This window comes from Aestuariibacter salexigens DSM 15300, from assembly GCF_000429145.1.
In the GTDB taxonomy this organism is placed as follows: Bacteria; Pseudomonadota; Gammaproteobacteria; order Enterobacterales; family Alteromonadaceae; genus Aestuariibacter; species Aestuariibacter salexigens.
Genome location: NZ_AUBH01000006.1, coordinates 268204 through 284445, shown reverse-complemented (window position 1 = coordinate 284445; position 16242 = coordinate 268204). Strand labels below are relative to the sequence as shown.

The 16242-nt window shown below is 47.1% G+C and carries 16 protein-coding genes; 8 read left to right on the top strand and 8 right to left on the bottom strand.

The window, feature by feature from the left end; translation table 11 throughout:
* The first annotated feature begins 383 nt into the window (after positions 1–383).
* Positions 384–2519, top strand: a complete 2136-nt coding sequence (locus tag G441_RS18575) for a tetratricopeptide repeat-containing diguanylate cyclase (RefSeq protein ID WP_051275554.1) — start codon at positions 384–386, stop codon at positions 2517–2519.
* A 116-nt stretch (positions 2520–2635) separates the two neighbouring features.
* A complete protein-coding gene (locus G441_RS0111635) occupies positions 2636–3238 on the top strand; it encodes a hypothetical protein (protein ID WP_026376511.1) in 603 nt (200 codons plus the stop codon).
* A gap of 10 nt (positions 3239–3248) precedes the next feature.
* Here G441_RS0111635 and G441_RS0111630 read toward each other — a convergent pair whose 3' ends face one another.
* Positions 3249–4772: a S10 family peptidase gene (locus G441_RS0111630; protein WP_026376510.1), complete on the bottom strand. Its 1524-nt coding sequence runs from the start codon at positions 4770–4772 to the stop codon at positions 3249–3251.
* Between the two features lie 113 nt (positions 4773–4885).
* On the opposite strand from G441_RS0111630, the gene G441_RS0111625 reads away from it, so the two are divergent.
* Positions 4886–5974, top strand: a complete 1089-nt coding sequence (locus G441_RS0111625; protein ID WP_026376509.1) for a CNNM domain-containing protein — start codon at positions 4886–4888, stop codon at positions 5972–5974.
* Between the two features lie 28 nt (positions 5975–6002).
* On the opposite strand, the gene G441_RS0111620 is transcribed toward G441_RS0111625, so the two are convergent.
* Both G441_RS0111620 and G441_RS0111610 read right to left on the bottom strand, forming a co-directional pair.
* Positions 6003–7019, bottom strand: a complete 1017-nt coding sequence (locus tag G441_RS0111620) for a LacI family DNA-binding transcriptional regulator (RefSeq protein WP_026376508.1) — start codon at positions 7017–7019, stop codon at positions 6003–6005.
* Positions 7020–7391: 372 nt separating this feature from the next.
* Entirely contained in the window at positions 7392–7718 is a 327-nt protein-coding gene (locus G441_RS0111610; protein WP_026376507.1) for an ArsR/SmtB family transcription factor, read from the bottom strand.
* A gap of 82 nt (positions 7719–7800) precedes the next feature.
* On the opposite strand from G441_RS0111610, the gene G441_RS0111605 reads away from it, so the two are divergent.
* Positions 7801–8145: a rhodanese-like domain-containing protein gene (locus tag G441_RS0111605; RefSeq protein WP_026376506.1), complete on the top strand. Its 345-nt coding sequence runs from the start codon at positions 7801–7803 to the stop codon at positions 8143–8145.
* A gap of 5 nt (positions 8146–8150) precedes the next feature.
* On the opposite strand, the gene G441_RS18570 is transcribed toward G441_RS0111605, so the two are convergent.
* From G441_RS18570 to pdsR, 3 genes are read right to left on the bottom strand one after another with little or no spacing between them, the layout of a single operon-like run.
* Positions 8151–8615 (bottom strand): hypothetical protein, encoded by a 465-nt coding sequence (locus G441_RS18570; RefSeq protein ID WP_051275553.1) that lies wholly within the window; start codon positions 8613–8615, stop codon positions 8151–8153.
* Between the two features lie 16 nt (positions 8616–8631).
* Positions 8632–10782 carry a proteobacterial dedicated sortase system histidine kinase gene (gene pdsS / locus G441_RS0111595; RefSeq protein ID WP_026376505.1) on the bottom strand — a complete coding sequence of 717 codons (2151 nt, stop codon included), beginning with the start codon at positions 10780–10782 and terminating at the stop codon, positions 8632–8634.
* Positions 10782–11471, bottom strand: coding sequence for a proteobacterial dedicated sortase system response regulator (pdsR, locus tag G441_RS0111590; RefSeq protein ID WP_026376504.1), 690 nt, complete (start codon positions 11469–11471; stop codon positions 10782–10784). The genes pdsS and pdsR overlap by 1 nt, the downstream gene beginning before the upstream one ends.
* 180 nt (positions 11472–11651) lie before the next feature.
* Between pdsR and pdsO the strand changes: the two genes are divergently transcribed.
* The gene (gene pdsO / locus G441_RS0111585) at positions 11652–12371 is read left to right on the top strand and encodes a sortase-associated OmpA-like protein PdsO (protein ID WP_026376503.1); all 720 of its coding nucleotides are present in this window, start codon (positions 11652–11654) and stop codon (positions 12369–12371) included.
* A gap of 23 nt (positions 12372–12394) precedes the next feature.
* On the opposite strand, the gene G441_RS0111580 is transcribed toward pdsO, so the two are convergent.
* A complete protein-coding gene (locus G441_RS0111580) occupies positions 12395–12988 on the bottom strand; it encodes a carboxymuconolactone decarboxylase family protein (protein WP_026376502.1) in 594 nt (197 codons plus the stop codon).
* Positions 12989–13150: 162 nt separating this feature from the next.
* On the opposite strand from G441_RS0111580, the gene G441_RS0111575 reads away from it, so the two are divergent.
* The 3 genes from G441_RS0111575 to trmB are packed head-to-tail and all read left to right on the top strand — an operon-like array spanning position 13151 to position 15503.
* Positions 13151–14083 (top strand): ABC transporter ATP-binding protein, encoded by a 933-nt coding sequence (locus G441_RS0111575; protein WP_026376501.1) that lies wholly within the window; start codon positions 13151–13153, stop codon positions 14081–14083.
* A complete protein-coding gene (locus tag G441_RS0111570; protein ID WP_026376500.1) occupies positions 14076–14846 on the top strand; it encodes an ABC transporter permease in 771 nt (256 codons plus the stop codon). Before G441_RS0111575 ends, G441_RS0111570 begins: the two co-directional genes overlap by 8 nt.
* Entirely contained in the window at positions 14847–15503 is a 657-nt protein-coding gene (trmB, locus tag G441_RS0111565) for a tRNA (guanine(46)-N(7))-methyltransferase TrmB (RefSeq protein WP_026376499.1), read from the top strand.
* Here trmB and G441_RS0111560 read toward each other — a convergent pair.
* The gene (locus G441_RS0111560) at positions 15500–16225 is read right to left on the bottom strand and encodes an EAL domain-containing protein (RefSeq protein WP_026376498.1); all 726 of its coding nucleotides are present in this window, start codon (positions 16223–16225) and stop codon (positions 15500–15502) included. The genes trmB and G441_RS0111560 overlap by 4 nt on opposite strands.
* Between the last annotated feature and the right edge of the window lie 17 nt (positions 16226–16242).

Sequence of the window (16242 nt, the reverse complement as noted above, 5' to 3'; positions counted from 1 at the left end):
TCGCTACCCACTTAAAGTCCGAATATACGCACGCATCTATCACCTAAATTTATCGCCGCTATTGTATTGCACAACCGGAGGAGTCCATATACGGGATGACGTCTCTTAGTAACAGATGATCACCGTCTTTCCGGAAATTGCGCAGCAAATGTACGGAATCTTCCCAATCTTACTCAACCTCTATAGTGGTACACGGCTCTGAAAAGAAAGCCTTGCCACTATTCAGTATCTACTTCGGCGGCTTTTTTTGTTTTTGGATTCCCGCCAAGAGCATGCGGGAATGACATTGTGGTGAGCATGCAGGAATCAAAAGACAATCCCGATACCGGCGTGACAACAATACCTGCTATGATAAGTCAGTTTTGCTGCCCCGGTTCGTTACCATGTTCAATCTGCTGTTTCGTCGCACCCTGCTGTGTTTCCTGCTAGTTGCTGGGACGTGCGCCAATAGCCAACAATCCATCCCAGATACCCTGCAAGAGGTTATTACTGAGATTGAAAGCGCTCGGCAGCACGGGGATGTGGAAAAAGTTGATGAGCTCATTAAGCAACTTAATGCGTCCGCGATGCAAAATGATAGTCCTTTATGGAAAGCCATGGAGCAATATCAACGTGCACGACACGCCATGGAAAGAAATAAATACGATGACGCGTTGGTTCTATTGGAAGACGCTGCGCTAAGGTTTCAACAGGCGGGTCAGGATAGCTACCTTATCAAAGCCTATCGACAGTTGGGTCTCACCTATCGATATAAAAGTGACTATGCCAATGCATTGGAATACTTGTATCTGGCGTTACAAAAAGCCGATATGCAGAATGCTATAGAGGACCTGTCTTCCATACATAATAGTATCGGCGTGGTGCTTGAAAAAATGGGACAATTGGAAGAAGCCGTCGTTTCTCACCAGCTCGCACTTGAACTGAATTTACAAACCAAAGATCAGTCCGGCATCGCCACTGCCTTGTATAACCTGGGTGACATCCGGCGTCAGCTTGGTGATTTCGACCAGGCCGAAAGTTATTTCCTTGAAACCCTGCAAATGGATGAACAGCAGGGAGATTTAAAGAATATCGCGTATAGCAGCTTAAAGCTCGCTCAGGTGTATCTCGATGTCACCAGTTTGCAAAAAGCTGAACCATTGATTCGCCGTGCCATTTCAATATTTATTCAGATCGATGCCCCACGCGATGAAGACTGGGCGCGTAGCGATCTCGCCATGCTCATGATGAAGCGGGGTGAGCTAGAGAATGCACAGCTGACCATAGAGGAAGTTATTCAACGCGCGTTACAGGGTGGCTATCAAAGCTTGCTAATCGATGCATATGAAATCGCCGCGAATATTGCAATCCAACAAACGCGTTATGAAGATGCTTTAGTCATCATTGAAAAGGGCTTTTCTCTGGCACAAGAGCTGGACGAAACAACGGGGCAGCGTCATTTTCAAGCTTTAGCCGTTGAGGTTAATGTCGCGCAGAATCGCATTCAAGAGGCATTCGATGCGCTCGTATTGCAAAAAAATCTCGATGATGAAGTGCTTAACAGAGAACGTTTAAATGCTATTGCCAGCGCCCAGGCACAAACTGAATTTATGCGTCGCGAGAATCAAATAGCGCAATTAGAAAAGCAGCAAGCGTTGCAACAGGCGCAACTGGAGAGTCAGCGCATGACGCGCAATTTTTGGCTGACACTGATAGGTTCGCTGTCGCTTCTTACTATCATGATGTACGGACGCTATGTTCAGTGGCGTGCTAACCTGCGCTTAGAGGCAGAGGTAGAAGCAAGAACGGAGGAGTTGCAAGATAAAAATAAAAAGCTGGCTGAGGCTTATGAGGAGGTCGAGGCGTTAAGCCTGACAGACAGACTAACAGGACTAAAAAACCGTCGTTTCGTTGATTCCAATGTTTTCCGCGATCTAGACCAGATTCAGCGTAAATACAGTGATTGGTACGCGGGTCATAAGCCTCAACCCAGACACGCCGATCTTGCCGTGTTTATAGTCGACATGGATGATTTTAAGCAGGTTAATGATGCACATGGCCACGCGGCGGGCGATCAGGTATTAATTGAATTCGCTAGACGCATCAAAGAGGTATTTCGAGCGTCTGATTTCGTAGCCCGTTGGGGAGGCGAAGAATTTGTCGCTATTGCCAGGGCAATTGACCGCTATGAGGCTGAATCTTTGGCCGCACGGTTACTCAACACGGTGTCTGGGCAGCCGTTTGTATTGCGCAACGGCAGTGAGCTCTATCTTTCATGTTCTATTGGCTTCGCATGTTATCCGCTGTGGCGAAGTCAAAACTCTGGTGCACAAGATGATTTCAATGAGCATTGGCAAATACTACTTAGCCTTGCGGATGCATGTTTGTATGAGGCGAAAACAAACGGTAAAGCGCGGTTTTTTGGCATCACCGAAGTGCGTGACGACACGCAGATGCAAGCCGATTTGAGTCATCGTCAGGTGATCAAATTAGCCAAACAGGGCAAGCTGGAAATACGTAGTGACCTGAAGCTTGCTTAGTGACTTTGTGACCCTTCATACTTTGATATAAAGAAAAAACGACGTATTCAATAAAATCCTATCTCAGTCTTCTTTCGTAACTCTCTAGAATAAACTTACTTTTGGGATCGGTTGTTATGTTGCGATTAAGCGTATTTGCATACCTGATAACCCTGCTAATTAAACCAGTAACAGCTCAGGCTGATATTCCTAGTCCAGCAGAGCTAGTAAAGAATGAACCTGTCGAAGTCATTGAGGTAACTGGCTACAGGCCAATTGGTTTTTATCGTCAATTAATGAGTGATGCTGAGGAGAGTTACTACGACTCCTACAATAAGCTTACTGACGTTGATGACTTTAGAATTGATTGTAAGCGCCAGCAGCGCACATTTAGCAGGGTCACGCAACGACGCTGCGAGGCAAGGTTTGTGGACAGGGTGACGGCATGGAGGAATGAAATAGCTCTTGAGTCTACTTCAAGCAGAGGTGGGCTTAGAAGTCTTCCTACTCGGTTAGAGCTTGATCAAGTCTTATCTCAAATAAGACAAAAGCAAATCGCAGATGCATACAATTTGCTGCTAGCCAGTAAGGAACTACGCGAGGCTTTCGCTCAGCTTATTCATGCCAGACAGGCTTATCAAACCCGAAAAGAGGCTGAATTCGGTGCGCAGTGGGTTGAGAATATCGACACGGATGCCCTGGTGCCCGAGTTGAAACGCGACCGCCCAAGCGGTCGCTAAACAGTCTGAATTATCTGGTATATTGGGCTGGCTGCCCTTCAGCAGGGATAGTAGCGCGAATGAACTCACGCAAATCCTGGTTAGATTGTTCCAGGTCTGCGCGACGTAAATACATCATATGACCACTACGATAGCCCTTGAAGATAAAGCGGTCTTTCATTTTGCCGCTTGGATCGATGTGCCACATATTGTACTTAGCGTCAAAGTAGTTGGTCGCGCCATCGTAGTATCCAGCTTGAGTCAGAACGTGCAGATATGGATTTTGCGCCATTGCTTGCCGCAACTGGTGACCCGTATCATTGTCTGAACGGTCCCATGGACGCACTGGACCAAACATGTTGTATTTCAGGTCAGTAACGTAATTTAATTCGGTACGCAGATAATGATTTATTGCGGGTGTAAAAGAATGCAGCCATGAGGTCAATTCAGCCCAATAGTCTGGGCGAGCACCTACCTCTTTTTCGTCAATGCCGAGATATCGGCTATCTAAGCGACCAACGGTTTTACCTTCATCACGCAGTAGCTCTTTCCAGAAAAACATGGTGCTGACATCCAAATTGCTTTGTGCGATGGCCTGCTCTGAAATGCCCGAGTAGCGTGAAAACGTCTTGATAATACTGGCTCTCTTGTCTGCATCAAGTGCGTGGCCCATTGCAAGCGCGGGAAGTAACTCGTTTACAGTAAAGTCTTCGACCTCGGGCAATACCTCATACAAATCTTTGCTTTGCAGGTCGGCTGGCAATTTATTGTGATACCAGGCTGTTGCAGCAAAATACGGCAGACGATTGGCCGCTTTGACAGGGCCATCTCGTTCAATACCAATGTCTGTTGGCGAGACCAGTACTACGCCATTCAGATACATCCACTGGCTGTTTTGAAGCTCGAGCGCCAGACCAGATACCCGTGTGGTGCCATAGCTCTCGCCAATTAAGTACTTTGGTGATGTCCAGCGCTCGTGGCGGGTGACGAAGGTATTCAACCACTCAGCAAGATATTTGATGTCGGCATTAACGCCGAAAAACATTTTTTGCTGTTTGTCTTTACTTGGTAGTTCACCATCAGGGCCTTCAAGCACACGGCTATAGCCGGTATTTACTGGATTAATAAAGACAATGTCTGCGACATCAAGAATGGAAAATGGATTTGTTTTTACGCCATAGGGTTGTACGGGGTAACCTTCATCATCAATATTCAGGATCCGTGGCCCCGTGTAGGCTATATGCATCCACACTGATGCAGAGCCGGGACCTCCGTTAAATGACATAATCAAAGGGCGCTGATTTGCATTTTTGACGTCGGTTCGTTCATAGTAGGTGTAGAAAAGGCTCGCAACGGGATTACCATGCTCATCCCATACAGGCTGAGTGCCTGCAGTGGCGCGATACTCGACATTTTTGCCAAGGATTTTAGTTTTATGCTCAGTAATAACGGTGTCATCCGTTTCAATTTTTCTGGCAAATTCGCTTGCATATGACACGCTTGCGCATACGCAATACACAAAGGTCGATAAGATGATTTTTTGTAGGTTTTGCATATTGTTTACATCACTATGGTTACCGAAGCGTTATCCTAACTTGTACCGCGCAATTTCGCACCCATATTACTTTTTTAAGGGCGGTGTTACCGCATTAAATATAGCGTAACTCAATGATATTACTGATTATCTATGTGCTAATTGCACTTGGCTTCTCTTTTTTATGCTCTATTGCAGAAGCTGTTATATTAAGCGTTTCTTCCGCTTTTATTTCGGTTCAGGAGCGAGAAGGCAAGGCGTCTGGCAAACTACTGCGATCGTTGACTGAAGACATCAATAAGCCACTTTCAGCGATACTGACGTTGAACACTATTGCTCATACTATGGGAGCAGCGGGCGCAGGCGCTCAGGCCGCCGCAGTCTTCGGCGAGGCGTATCTGGGGGTGATATCCGCGGTATTAACGTTACTCATTTTGGTTTTTTCTGAAATCATTCCGAAAACGCTTGGTGCCACATTCTGGCGACAGCTTGCTCCAGCAACAGCTTATTTTCTCAAGTATCTGATCATTATCCTGTATCCATTTGTGAAAATGTCGCAAAAGCTGACCAGTGGTTTTACTGAAGAGAGTCCGCTTCGTGGGTTGAATCGTAGTGAATTATCAGCGATGGCCGAGCTGTCCGCGCAGGAGGGGCAACTTGCTGCCCATGAAATTAATTTCTTACAGAGCTTGTTGAATCTTCATCAACTCACCATTCGCGATGCAATGACGCATCGAACCGTGGTCTTTTCCATCCCACAGGATATGACTGTGGAAACCTTCTTTCATAAGCACAGTAAAGTGGAATTTTCACGCATACCCGTTTATGAAGGTTCAGAAACCGAGCACATCAATGGATTCGTGTTGAAGTCAGATTTGCTGTTGGCACAAGCACGAGGAAACGGCCACAAGCCGGTGTCTGAATATATAAAATCTATGGCAACGCTACTTAATTCCATGCCGTTATCCAGTACCTTTGATTACTTTCTTCAGCGACGAGAACACATGTTGATGGTGGTAGATGAATATGGCGGCCTGGAAGGTATTTTGACCTTAGAAGACCTGCTGGAAAGTCTTCTTGGTGTTGACATTGTCGACGAGACAGACCGTTCTACAAGTATGAAGAAATTAGCCAAATTTATGTGGAGAAAGCGCGAACGTCAGTTGGTAGAAAAACAGCTTAATTTAGATACCGCGGACGATGCTGGCAAATCCAAGCAGTAAACAGAACGTAAGGTCTGGTCAAAGCCTGCTACAGTTTAGCGGTCGTGCCGTGGTCGTTAAGACGTGGTTGCAGGCTATTGATTTGCGGTTGATGTTGGGCGTTTCTAAGTGACGTTAAGAATTCATCTATCGCAGTTTTTACTTGAGACTCCTCCATGAGCGAGCTGTGTGTAACTGGCATCAACTGTTGTTCGGTGGCACTGCCGTCACTGATACAACACACAGACAGATCGTCGGGGATGTTAAGCCCCCATCTTGCCGAAAGCGCCAGGACACCGGCGGCAAGTTCATTGTTAAATGCAACAATAGCTGTGGGGGGCTGAGGAAGAGACAGTAACGCTTCCGTTGCCTGATAACCGCCAGACAACGTTCTATTGGCTTCTGTGTAAAATTGCTGGCGGTGATGTATGTTGTGCTTACGACAGGCACTCAGAAACCCTTCTAGCGCGAGCTGATTGCTTATTTGTTCAGAGTCACCGCTAATTACGCCGATATGTCGATGACCTAGCTGAAGTAAATGTGTTGCCAATTGATTCGCGGCTTGTTCAATGTGATGAGCTACGGATGGGATATGTTCAGTGACGCCATGACAGCAGCCTATTCGCAGCATGGGTGCCTTTGCTTCATGCAAAATTTTCACTAAAGTCAGGTCGTCTGACAGGGGCGGCAATAATATTGCGCCGTCTACGCTTCGTTGCGTGAACTGCGTTAATATCTTACTGATGCTTGGTTCGTTGTTGCGGCCCTCAGCGCATAGTAAGGTATCTATTCCATGCATAGTGGCTATCGACTCAGTCAATCGCGCCATGCTTTGAAACAGCCCCGGAAAAGACGTTGCATCATGGCAATAGCCCAGTGCGATGCTGTTTGCTCGTTGCTGTGCCAGTCTTCTTGCTGAGACGCTTGGCACATAGCCAAGTGTCGCCATCGCCTGTTTAACCAATTCTCGCGTCTGAGGCTTCACGCCTGGCTCGTTATTTAATACCCGCGAGACGGTTTTTTTGGCGACGCCCGCATAGCGGGCAACATCATTGATTGTGGTCACGCATCTTGCTCTTTATATTTATTTGGCTCGCTGTTGTACTTATTTAAGCATTGAATGATACCGGTGTCATTTTGTTTCCAGCGTTTTTCTGCGTAGTGGACGATCTTATGAACCAAAAAAGATACCGGTGTCATATGATTTGCCTTGGAGAGATAGAAAGAAGTCAGAAACAAGATATGTCAGCGCAAAACACAGCAGGTTGAGAAACATCTTAGGCGGTAGAAGCAACTAACTGGCGAACAAAAAGGCACGGGAATGCGGATAGTTTGGGGTACAGAAATAGCGATGAATAAACACTATCGAAAAACGCTGTTTGCTTTTCATAGTTATTTTATAGGCAGTAAATATAAAGCGTTTTAAAGAAGTGAACGCTTACTTTGTGGAGGTATCTTCGGTATCAGGATGACAAAAAAGTCCATAAAGCGTCTGTATGATTAATGCAGCACGCTGGTCACAGATCCGGTAGATAATGGACTTTGCTTCACGCCTGGTGTCAACGAGACCGGCCTGACGCAACGCGGCCAAATGTTGTGAAAGCGCCGACTGGGTAAGAGGCACATGTTGATTTAACTCAGATACGCTCATTTCTCTTTGCATAATATTGCACAGGATCATCAGTCTGTTTTGATTCGCCAGCAGTTTCAGAAATTGCTCTGCCTGCTTAGCATTTTTGGCCATTTCATTAGGATCTGGAATCATCTGCATCTCACAAATCTTGACAGTTTAGCTATTACATATTAGCTTAAACTAATGTAAATCACATCTACTAAGTGAAGATATTATGTTGAAATCAATTCCTGAACTACTCAATGAGGCGGCTAAAGGCCTGCGACTCATTGATGCGAAAACGGCAAAACAGGAAATAGAAAGCAACGATGGTTTGTTGATTGATGTTCGAGAGCCTGCAGAACACCAGGTCAAACCGGCGAATGGCGCTATCAATATTCCACGTGGTCTGCTCGAAATGAAAATGTTGGAACTGGAAAAAGATCCTGCTCGTCCCATATATCTGCACTGCGCTACATCTGCACGTGCGAAACTCTCTGCTGAGGCGTTAACTCGAATCGGTTACGAGAATGTCTCTGTGGTGACGTGTGATATGGACACCATAAAACAGCACTTTTAATGCGCTCAAGTTCTTCCGTTATTGTTAAGTGACAGCTCTTCTAGCAGGTTTTGCCAAATGTCACTGTGCTGTGTCATTTGCATGCGGATAGATGCAGTAACCTCATCGTTATCTTGCAAATCGACAGGGATGTCATTCAGAATTCGCCACAGATTAATACATTGCAGGCTGCTAGCCAGAAGTTGCGCTTTGGTTGCGTTGGCTATGTTATTTGCTTCCAGTAAATGCCTTGTGACGTCGATGCGACCCTGCATATCATCGTTAAATTGAGTAAGCGCAAGCGTTACGTCAAAACTGCGCTGCAATGCCCCAAGATCTTCATCATGAGCGGGTATATCGCTGCCATATTGGGATACACGCTGCATGATGTTATGTGCATAACTCATGATGTCAAAGTTATTAAGGTGCAGGCGTTCAAACTCACCTTCTTTTTCCTGCAGTCTTGGATCAACAAATCGCTTGTCAGTCATCAACCTACTCGTGTCATCAATGCCCGGGTATAGAAAGCGTAACACAGACGCCTGTATGGTCGGGCAGGTTCTCAATACCAATTGCACAGCCATGATATTCAGCAATAATCCGTGCGATATAAAGCCCCAGTCCCAGATGGCCTTCTTGCATCTGTGATTCATTGCGTACTGATACCATGGAGTCAAGCAAATGCAAATGGCTGTTGTCCGGCAGAGGTGTCCCCAGGTTGGTAATACTCAAATATGATGATGTGCCTTTTTTCCACAGGTGAAGCCGGATGTCTGATTCGGGGGTACTAAAGTCGACCGCATTGGAAATAATCTTGTCCAGCATTTGGGCAAACAGATCGGGAGCCCCGGCGAGAGGTAGGTTGCTTATTGACTCGACGAAGCTAAATGTATTCGATGGGTACGCGTAACGGTAGCCTTCAACACAACCTTTCACCACATCATTAACATCAAACGTTTCCTTATCGCTGTGCTGAATCGCCTGTTCAAGACGCGTCGCCTCGCTCATGCTTTGCAGGATCCTGCTTAGTCGTTGCGTACCCTGTTTGGCTCTTTCGATAAACGGCTGATCTTCCTCGTCCTGCTGGTTTAGTGAAAGATTTTCTAGTGAAGAGTTGACGATGGCGACGGGCGTCCGCAGTTCATGAGACAGTCTTGATGCCATGTGCTCCAGATAGGCGTTATATTGTGTCAGTTTATCCAATACGGTATGGAAAGTACGGCTTAAATCGCCAATTTCATCACCTGACTCACTGGGCGTAACCGTACCAATAATTTTTCCGCGTGGGTCAATGGCTGCTTCCGTCTGGTCCCGCAGTGCTCGAATACGATTGGAGATTCGTGACGCAAACAGCAGTAACGCCAGTGTCGTTAAGGACATAACGGCAAGAATAACGTGAAAAAGTCTCTCCAGCGCACGATTGCGCACTGTGCGAATACCATTCGTCGTTTGTTCTACGACGACGGCACCCATGACCTGCTCATTAATATAGATGGGGTGTGCGGCTGACAAAATAACCGCTTTATTATCGGGACTGAGCCGCCATAACGAGGCAGGAGTACCGTTCAATGCCTGTAAAATATCATTGCCTTTCAGTGACGTTGCGCCTTCAAGCTCGTCGACGAAATTTGCCGGCGGCTTAGTCAACACCTGATAATAAAGCGGTAACAGCCAGCGCTGCTCAATATATTGCAACCAGTTTTGCGTTGTTGTCTCCGGCAACGGGCGCATACCCGTTGCCGAGAGAATATCGCCAGACCTCGCTAACACCCGCATGTGCTTATCCACTACCCATACCCGAGAATTTGAGTAACGCAGGCCCTTTAGAATGTTTTCAATTTGCGGGGACGGCACCAGCACCGTGCCGAGGGCATCCTGTTTGGCAGGGTCTGCTGTGCCGATCATATATTGTGGTTGGCGTGTTCTGTTATCGTCGACGTCAGCAATGGCAAAAGCAATATTGCTGTCTACCATGGACAATGGAAACCGTAATTCCACTGTGTAACCTTGTTCAGTGCTTCGCCAGTAACCCTGAATTCGTGTTTCAGGAGTAATGGCCCGTATCGAATTCTCATCGTTTTCAAGTAAGTAAGCATTCACCCACCCGTCTTCGTAGGGTGCCACAACAAAGCGGTTAAACTCACCCTGCGGATTGATCATCGCGAGCTGCAGGTAGTCATTACGATCGACCCTCAGGCTATCCGGGTGACGGAAAACTACACGGTTGTCGGTGACCTCAAACATGGCATATAAAAATTGTTGATACTGTCCAACCATATGACGGAAGTGCAGACTTTCACGCTGATAGGGTAAAAACTCCTGAACCAGATTGGCCTGCTCATAACTGAGCATGTAATGTTGATAGTCGAACCAATCGTTAAGCCTGCCGTCTAGCTGAATCGGCTCCATAATTTTATGCGCATACAGGTCGGTTCCCGGACGCACATCGGCCAGGTACGCCGCCTGATTATCGAATAACGAAGGGCGCTCATGTAACGCAGTAGCGACAGCGCGGGCGGTGCCGACCATAGTCTGTTCCTGCCCGGCCCGCAGGTATGACTCCAACTCCCATACATATTGATACCCAAGCCAGGGAATGGCGAACAGCAGCACCGAAATGAATAAAAGTTTGACCCGAATACTGACTTTAATGCGCATCATGGCTTCCAGCGATAGCCCATACCGTAAACGGTTTCAATATGATCAAAATCGTCAAACATGGCAGCAAACTTCTGACGAATACGCTTGATATGGGAGGTGATGGTCGTGTCATCTACCACCATCCGGGATTCATCCATCAACTGCTGGCGACTTCTGACATGTCCGGGGCGTTTGGCAATGGCATACAGCATCCAAAATTCAGTGACCGTCAGTGAGACCTCTTTGCCGTCCCATGTGACGCGCATGCGATCGCTGTCCATGGACAGTTTCCCTGCTGTGATCAGTGACGTCGACTGAACGGGTTCGGCTATCAAAGCTGAGCGCCTGAACAGAGCCGCTATCCGCGCAAGTAGATGAGGCAGGCTAATGTCTTTGGTCAGGTAATCATCTGCACCCATGCGCAATCCACAGATGGTGTCCAAATCATTGTCTCGGGCAGTAAAGAAAATGATAGGCAACGTTTTTGACTTGGCTCTGAGCTGCTGGCAAAGCGTAAATCCGCCGTCGTGGTCCTCTTCAAGACCAATATCAACAATCGCTAAATCCGGTAAATTGTCTAGCAGCGACTCCTCAGCTTCAACTCTTTTGCTGAAAGTAAGTACTTCGTAACCTTGTTTCTTCAAAGCGGCTGAATAATTCTCTCGGATTGCTGGATCGTCTTCAATTAATGCGATGGTTTTTGTCATGAAGGCTGAGATGTTGTGGCCATGTCGACCACTATAATGAAAAAATCGTGCAAATCGATGGGCCGGGGTCAAATTCCATTTTTCTGCCACAATTGATCATCACATTGCCATCAGCTGCACATTCTCCTGCCTTATGAGTGAGGTGTAATGACATCGTCAACACACAAAAGGAAACGCCTCATGAAAAAACAACTTTTAACCTTAACAATTTGTGCTGGTCTGTCATGTAGTGCTGTAGCAGCTGAAAAAGAATCGTATTCTGATCTGGTTGGACTGAGTTCCGGCGTCGTCATCGGCACTCTTGTCGCTGGGCCAGTGGGGGGAGCGGTAGCCGGTCTGATTGGCTTGCTCATTGCCGAAGATGTTGAAAATGACAAGGCTCTGGCCGACGCCAATTTGGCGTTGGCAGACAGCCAGCAACATCAGCAGAGACTGCAATCACAACTGCTGGCATTACAGCAAGACATTCAGGAAGTAGAGCGGCAGTCCCAGTTACAACTGGTATCGATGGAAACCAGCATCGAAACCTTGTCTCCTGAGTTGGTCAGTCAGATTCAATTTCGTAGCGGCTCGGCAAAGTTGGAGCCGCATTTCATCGAACAGCTGGACCTTATTGCTGATGCCCTGACCGCTAACCCACAGCTAAATGCGATACTTTCAGGCTATGCGGATCGCCGTGGCGATGATGCAAAAAACAAGCATTTGTCAAAACGCCGGGTGAACGAAGTACAACAATACTTATTGGCCAAGGGCGTCGCAGCCAAACAGTTACAAACTGTAGCCTATGGTGAATCTGCGCCGGTTAGCAAAAACCAGAGCTGGGAGGGTGACTTTTTTGACAGACGCGTGAGTGTCCGTTTGCAACAAGGCACTGGTGTGATGACAGCACAGCAACAGTAAGCTGTGCTCGTCATCAAAGGTACTTACTTAACGTGTTTGCCGCCGGTCCACCCCCCGCTGGCAAGCACGTCCTCGCCAAGCGCTTTAGGCGCTTCTTCGAGATCGGTAGCCATCGAATCGTTCCAACGGTTGAGAAATCCATACAGACAAATAGCGCCTAGAATTTCGACGATTTGGTCTTCAGTCCAGTGAGCTCTCATACGTTCCATGAGTGGCTCATCAACGGCGTTAGGTACCGAACCTGCTGCTAATGCATAATCAAGGGCCACGCGTTCTGCGTCACTGTACAGAGGGGATTGCTGGTATTCCCAAACCGCGGCAACCTTGTCATCGCTTATACCATGTATTTTGGCTGCAATAAGGGAGTGTGCTTCACAATATTGGCAGCCTGCTGCTCTACTGGCGAAATGTGCAAGTAAACGCTTAAAGCCAAGGTCGACCTCGCCGTCAGGCGACATGACTGCTTTGGTCAGTACGCCAAACCCTTTTACAATCTCAGGTCTGCGCTGCATGGTTAATAAGCTGTTTGGGACAAACCCCAGAATACGTTCAAAAATTGCAAAATCGTCGGCCAGTTGCGGAGACGTTGTTGCCGGTAATGGTGACATGTGAGCCATATATGGACCTGTTTGTAGAGGTTAATGTAAAGGCTTCACGGGCAAGCAATTTGAGCCAGAAGCCTTGATTAATGGTATAACCATACCAATGTTAGCCTTCAATCAAAATCCTGACGTGGCGATGCAACACGTTGGATTATCAGAACAACATGAATCATCGTAATGAAAGCACTGCAAATTAGCTCGTTAAAAAAAACCTATGCTAACGGTACGGTCGCACTCAATGGTATTGATCTCACTGTCCAACAAGGCGACTTTTTCGCGTTGCTGGGGCCAAATGGGGCGGGTAAATCCACCACCATCGGTATCATCAGTTCGCTGGTAAGCAAAGGCGAAGGACAGGTGTCGGTATTTGGTCATTCGCTCGACACTGAGATGGTTGCTGCCAAATCATGTATTGGATTGGTGCCACAGGAGTTTAATTTTAACCAGTTTGAGACATTACTGCAGATCGTAGTGAATCAGGCAGGCTATTACGGGGTACCCAGACATATAGCCAGGCAGCGCGCAGAAAAATACTTGCGCCAGCTGGATCTGTGGGAAAAACGAAATGATCGGGCCAGGGAGTTATCCGGCGGCATGAAACGTCGCTTGATGATAGCCAGAGCATTGATGCACGAACCTAAAATGTTGATCCTGGACGAGCCCACGGCGGGGGTTGATATCGAGATCCGTCGCTCGATGTGGAAGTTTCTGACAGAGATAAACAAGCAGGGCATTACTATCATCCTTACAACGCACTATCTGGAAGAGGCCGAATCGTTGTGCCGTAATATCGCCATCATTGATAAAGGGGTGATCGTTGAGAATACCAGTATGAAATCGCTGCTGGCGAAGCTTAATGTCGAAACCTTTGTGCTGGATCTTGCCGCTGATGGGCCAACACCGGCAATTGATGGGTTTGAGCATCGCATGATAGACGATCACACGTTAGAAGTTGACGTTGCCAAAGAGAGCGGTTTAAACCCAGTCTTTAGTCAGCTTAGCGAACAGGGCATTCAGGTCATGAGTATGCGCAACAAAGCTAATCGTCTTGAGGAGCTGTTTGTGCGTCTGGTGGAAGATGGTCGTAAAGCGGAGGTTGCGAATGGCTAATCGTAATTTGATTGCACTGTCGACCATATGGATTAAGGAATGCACCCGATTTTTGCGTATCTGGGTGCAAACTCTGGTTCCTCCCGCCATCACGATGACATTGTACTTTGTGATTTTTGGCAATCTGATAGGCAGTCGAATCGGTCAAATGGGTGGATTCAGCTACATGGAGTTCATTGTACCGGGCCTGATCATGATGTCCGTGATTACCAACTCCTATGCCAATGTATCGTCGTCGTTTTTCAGTGCTAAATTCCAGCGCAACATCGAAGAACTACTGGTATCACCTGTACCTACCTGGGTTATTATTTTTGGCTATGTTGGCGGTGGTGTGGCACGCGCAATATTAATTGGCATTATTGTTACTCTGGTGTCGATGCTGTTTGTTGATGTACAGATTCACAACTTTGCGGTACTGGTGTTTACGCTGTTGCTGACGGCCACACTGTTTGCTACCGCCGGACTCATCAACGGGATCTTCGCTAAGACGTTTGATGACGTGTCTATTGTACCTACCTTTGTACTCACGCCGTTGACTTATCTTGGTGGGGTATTCTACTCACTGACATTGTTACCTGAGTTCTGGCAATGGGTAAGCAAAGTGAACCCCATCGTATATATGGTGAATGGTTTCAGGTATGGCTTTCTTGGCGTATCAGATATTAATTACCTGACCGCAATGGGATTACTGGTCGTTTTTAATGCCGTGCTGTTTAGCGTCGCTTATGTGTTGTTGCAACGTGGTACGGGTATACGCAGTTAAATGCATACCGGACGAGACAGTGAAATTGTCACCAGCCAGCATGAGCCTCATGAGTCCTTGGACCGATTGGTAACGCGTTACCAACAGTCTGAGTTTAATCGGCCGATTGGCTCCCCGACCCAAGAGGCTTACGAGAAGCTACTTGACTGGCTGGGTAACTATCGCGGCACAGTAGTACTGGACTCCTGCTGCGGTGTTGGAGAGAGCACGGCAAAGCTTGCACGGCGTCATGCTGATAGCCCTGTCATTGGCGTCGATAAATCGGCCATGCGCACCAATAAACACATGCATTACGGTAACGAGCAGGATAACTATTGTGTGATCCGTGCGGATGTCATTGATCTATGGCGTCTTCTGCATAACGATGGTTGGACTTTGAGCCACCACTACCTGTTGTATCCAAACCCTTATCCTAAAGCCAGACAAGTTCAGAAGCGCTGGCATGCCGGGCCATCATTCCCTACGTTCGTGGCCCTTGGAGGTGTGATAGAAGTGCGAAGTAACTGGCGGCTTTATCTGGACGAGTTTAAACAAAGCCTTTGTCATTATGCTGTTTCTTCGTCGGTAGAATCGTTTGTGCCTGACGTACCGTTAACCCCTTTTGAACGCAAGTACAATAGCGCAGGTCAAACGCTGTGGCGGCTTAAAACCTTCTAGCTCGCGTGTTGTACTTGCGCGGCGGGGTAGCTGAAGTGATATCCCTGAGCGTATTTGAAGCCCATTTTAAGCACACTGTTTAGTACGTTTTCATCTTCGACGTGCTCAGCCACCACATGAATATGACGTTTTGCTGCCAGCTCACACAGGCTATCGATAAAGTCGGCCGCCTGCTTATTTTCTACCATTTGTTTGGTCAGATTTCCGCTGACTTTAATACCTTCAACCGGAAGCTCGAGAAGCCGTGAAATATTATTCGTTGGTACAGAGCCTATGTTATCGATGTAGACACCTACATCCAGCGTTCGGCAACGTTCAATAAACTGACTCACTTTATTCGGTTCATCAATGACGGCTTGCTCAGTGATCTCAAAAATAATGTTGTGTCTTTTCGGGTAGCTGTTTAAACAGTCAAACAGATAATTCTGGGTGTCACGGTGAACAATATCCTGGCTATGCAGATTGATATGCCAGGGTACGGTTGCATGCCGAAAATACGCAAGGCACTGACTAAACACAGATTCGGTCAGCAGTTGCGTTTGGTTTTGACGTTCAATTAGATACAAAAAATCACTGGGTAAAAATGCTTGCTGGCCGTCATTAATAAGACGTGCCAGGCACTCATAATGCCATACACATTGGTTAGACAAATCCATAATGGGTTGAAAGTAAGGCACAACCCGTGACACGTCGAATGTTTTAGTAATTTCCCTGATCTGCATGACTGCTATTTCTTAAC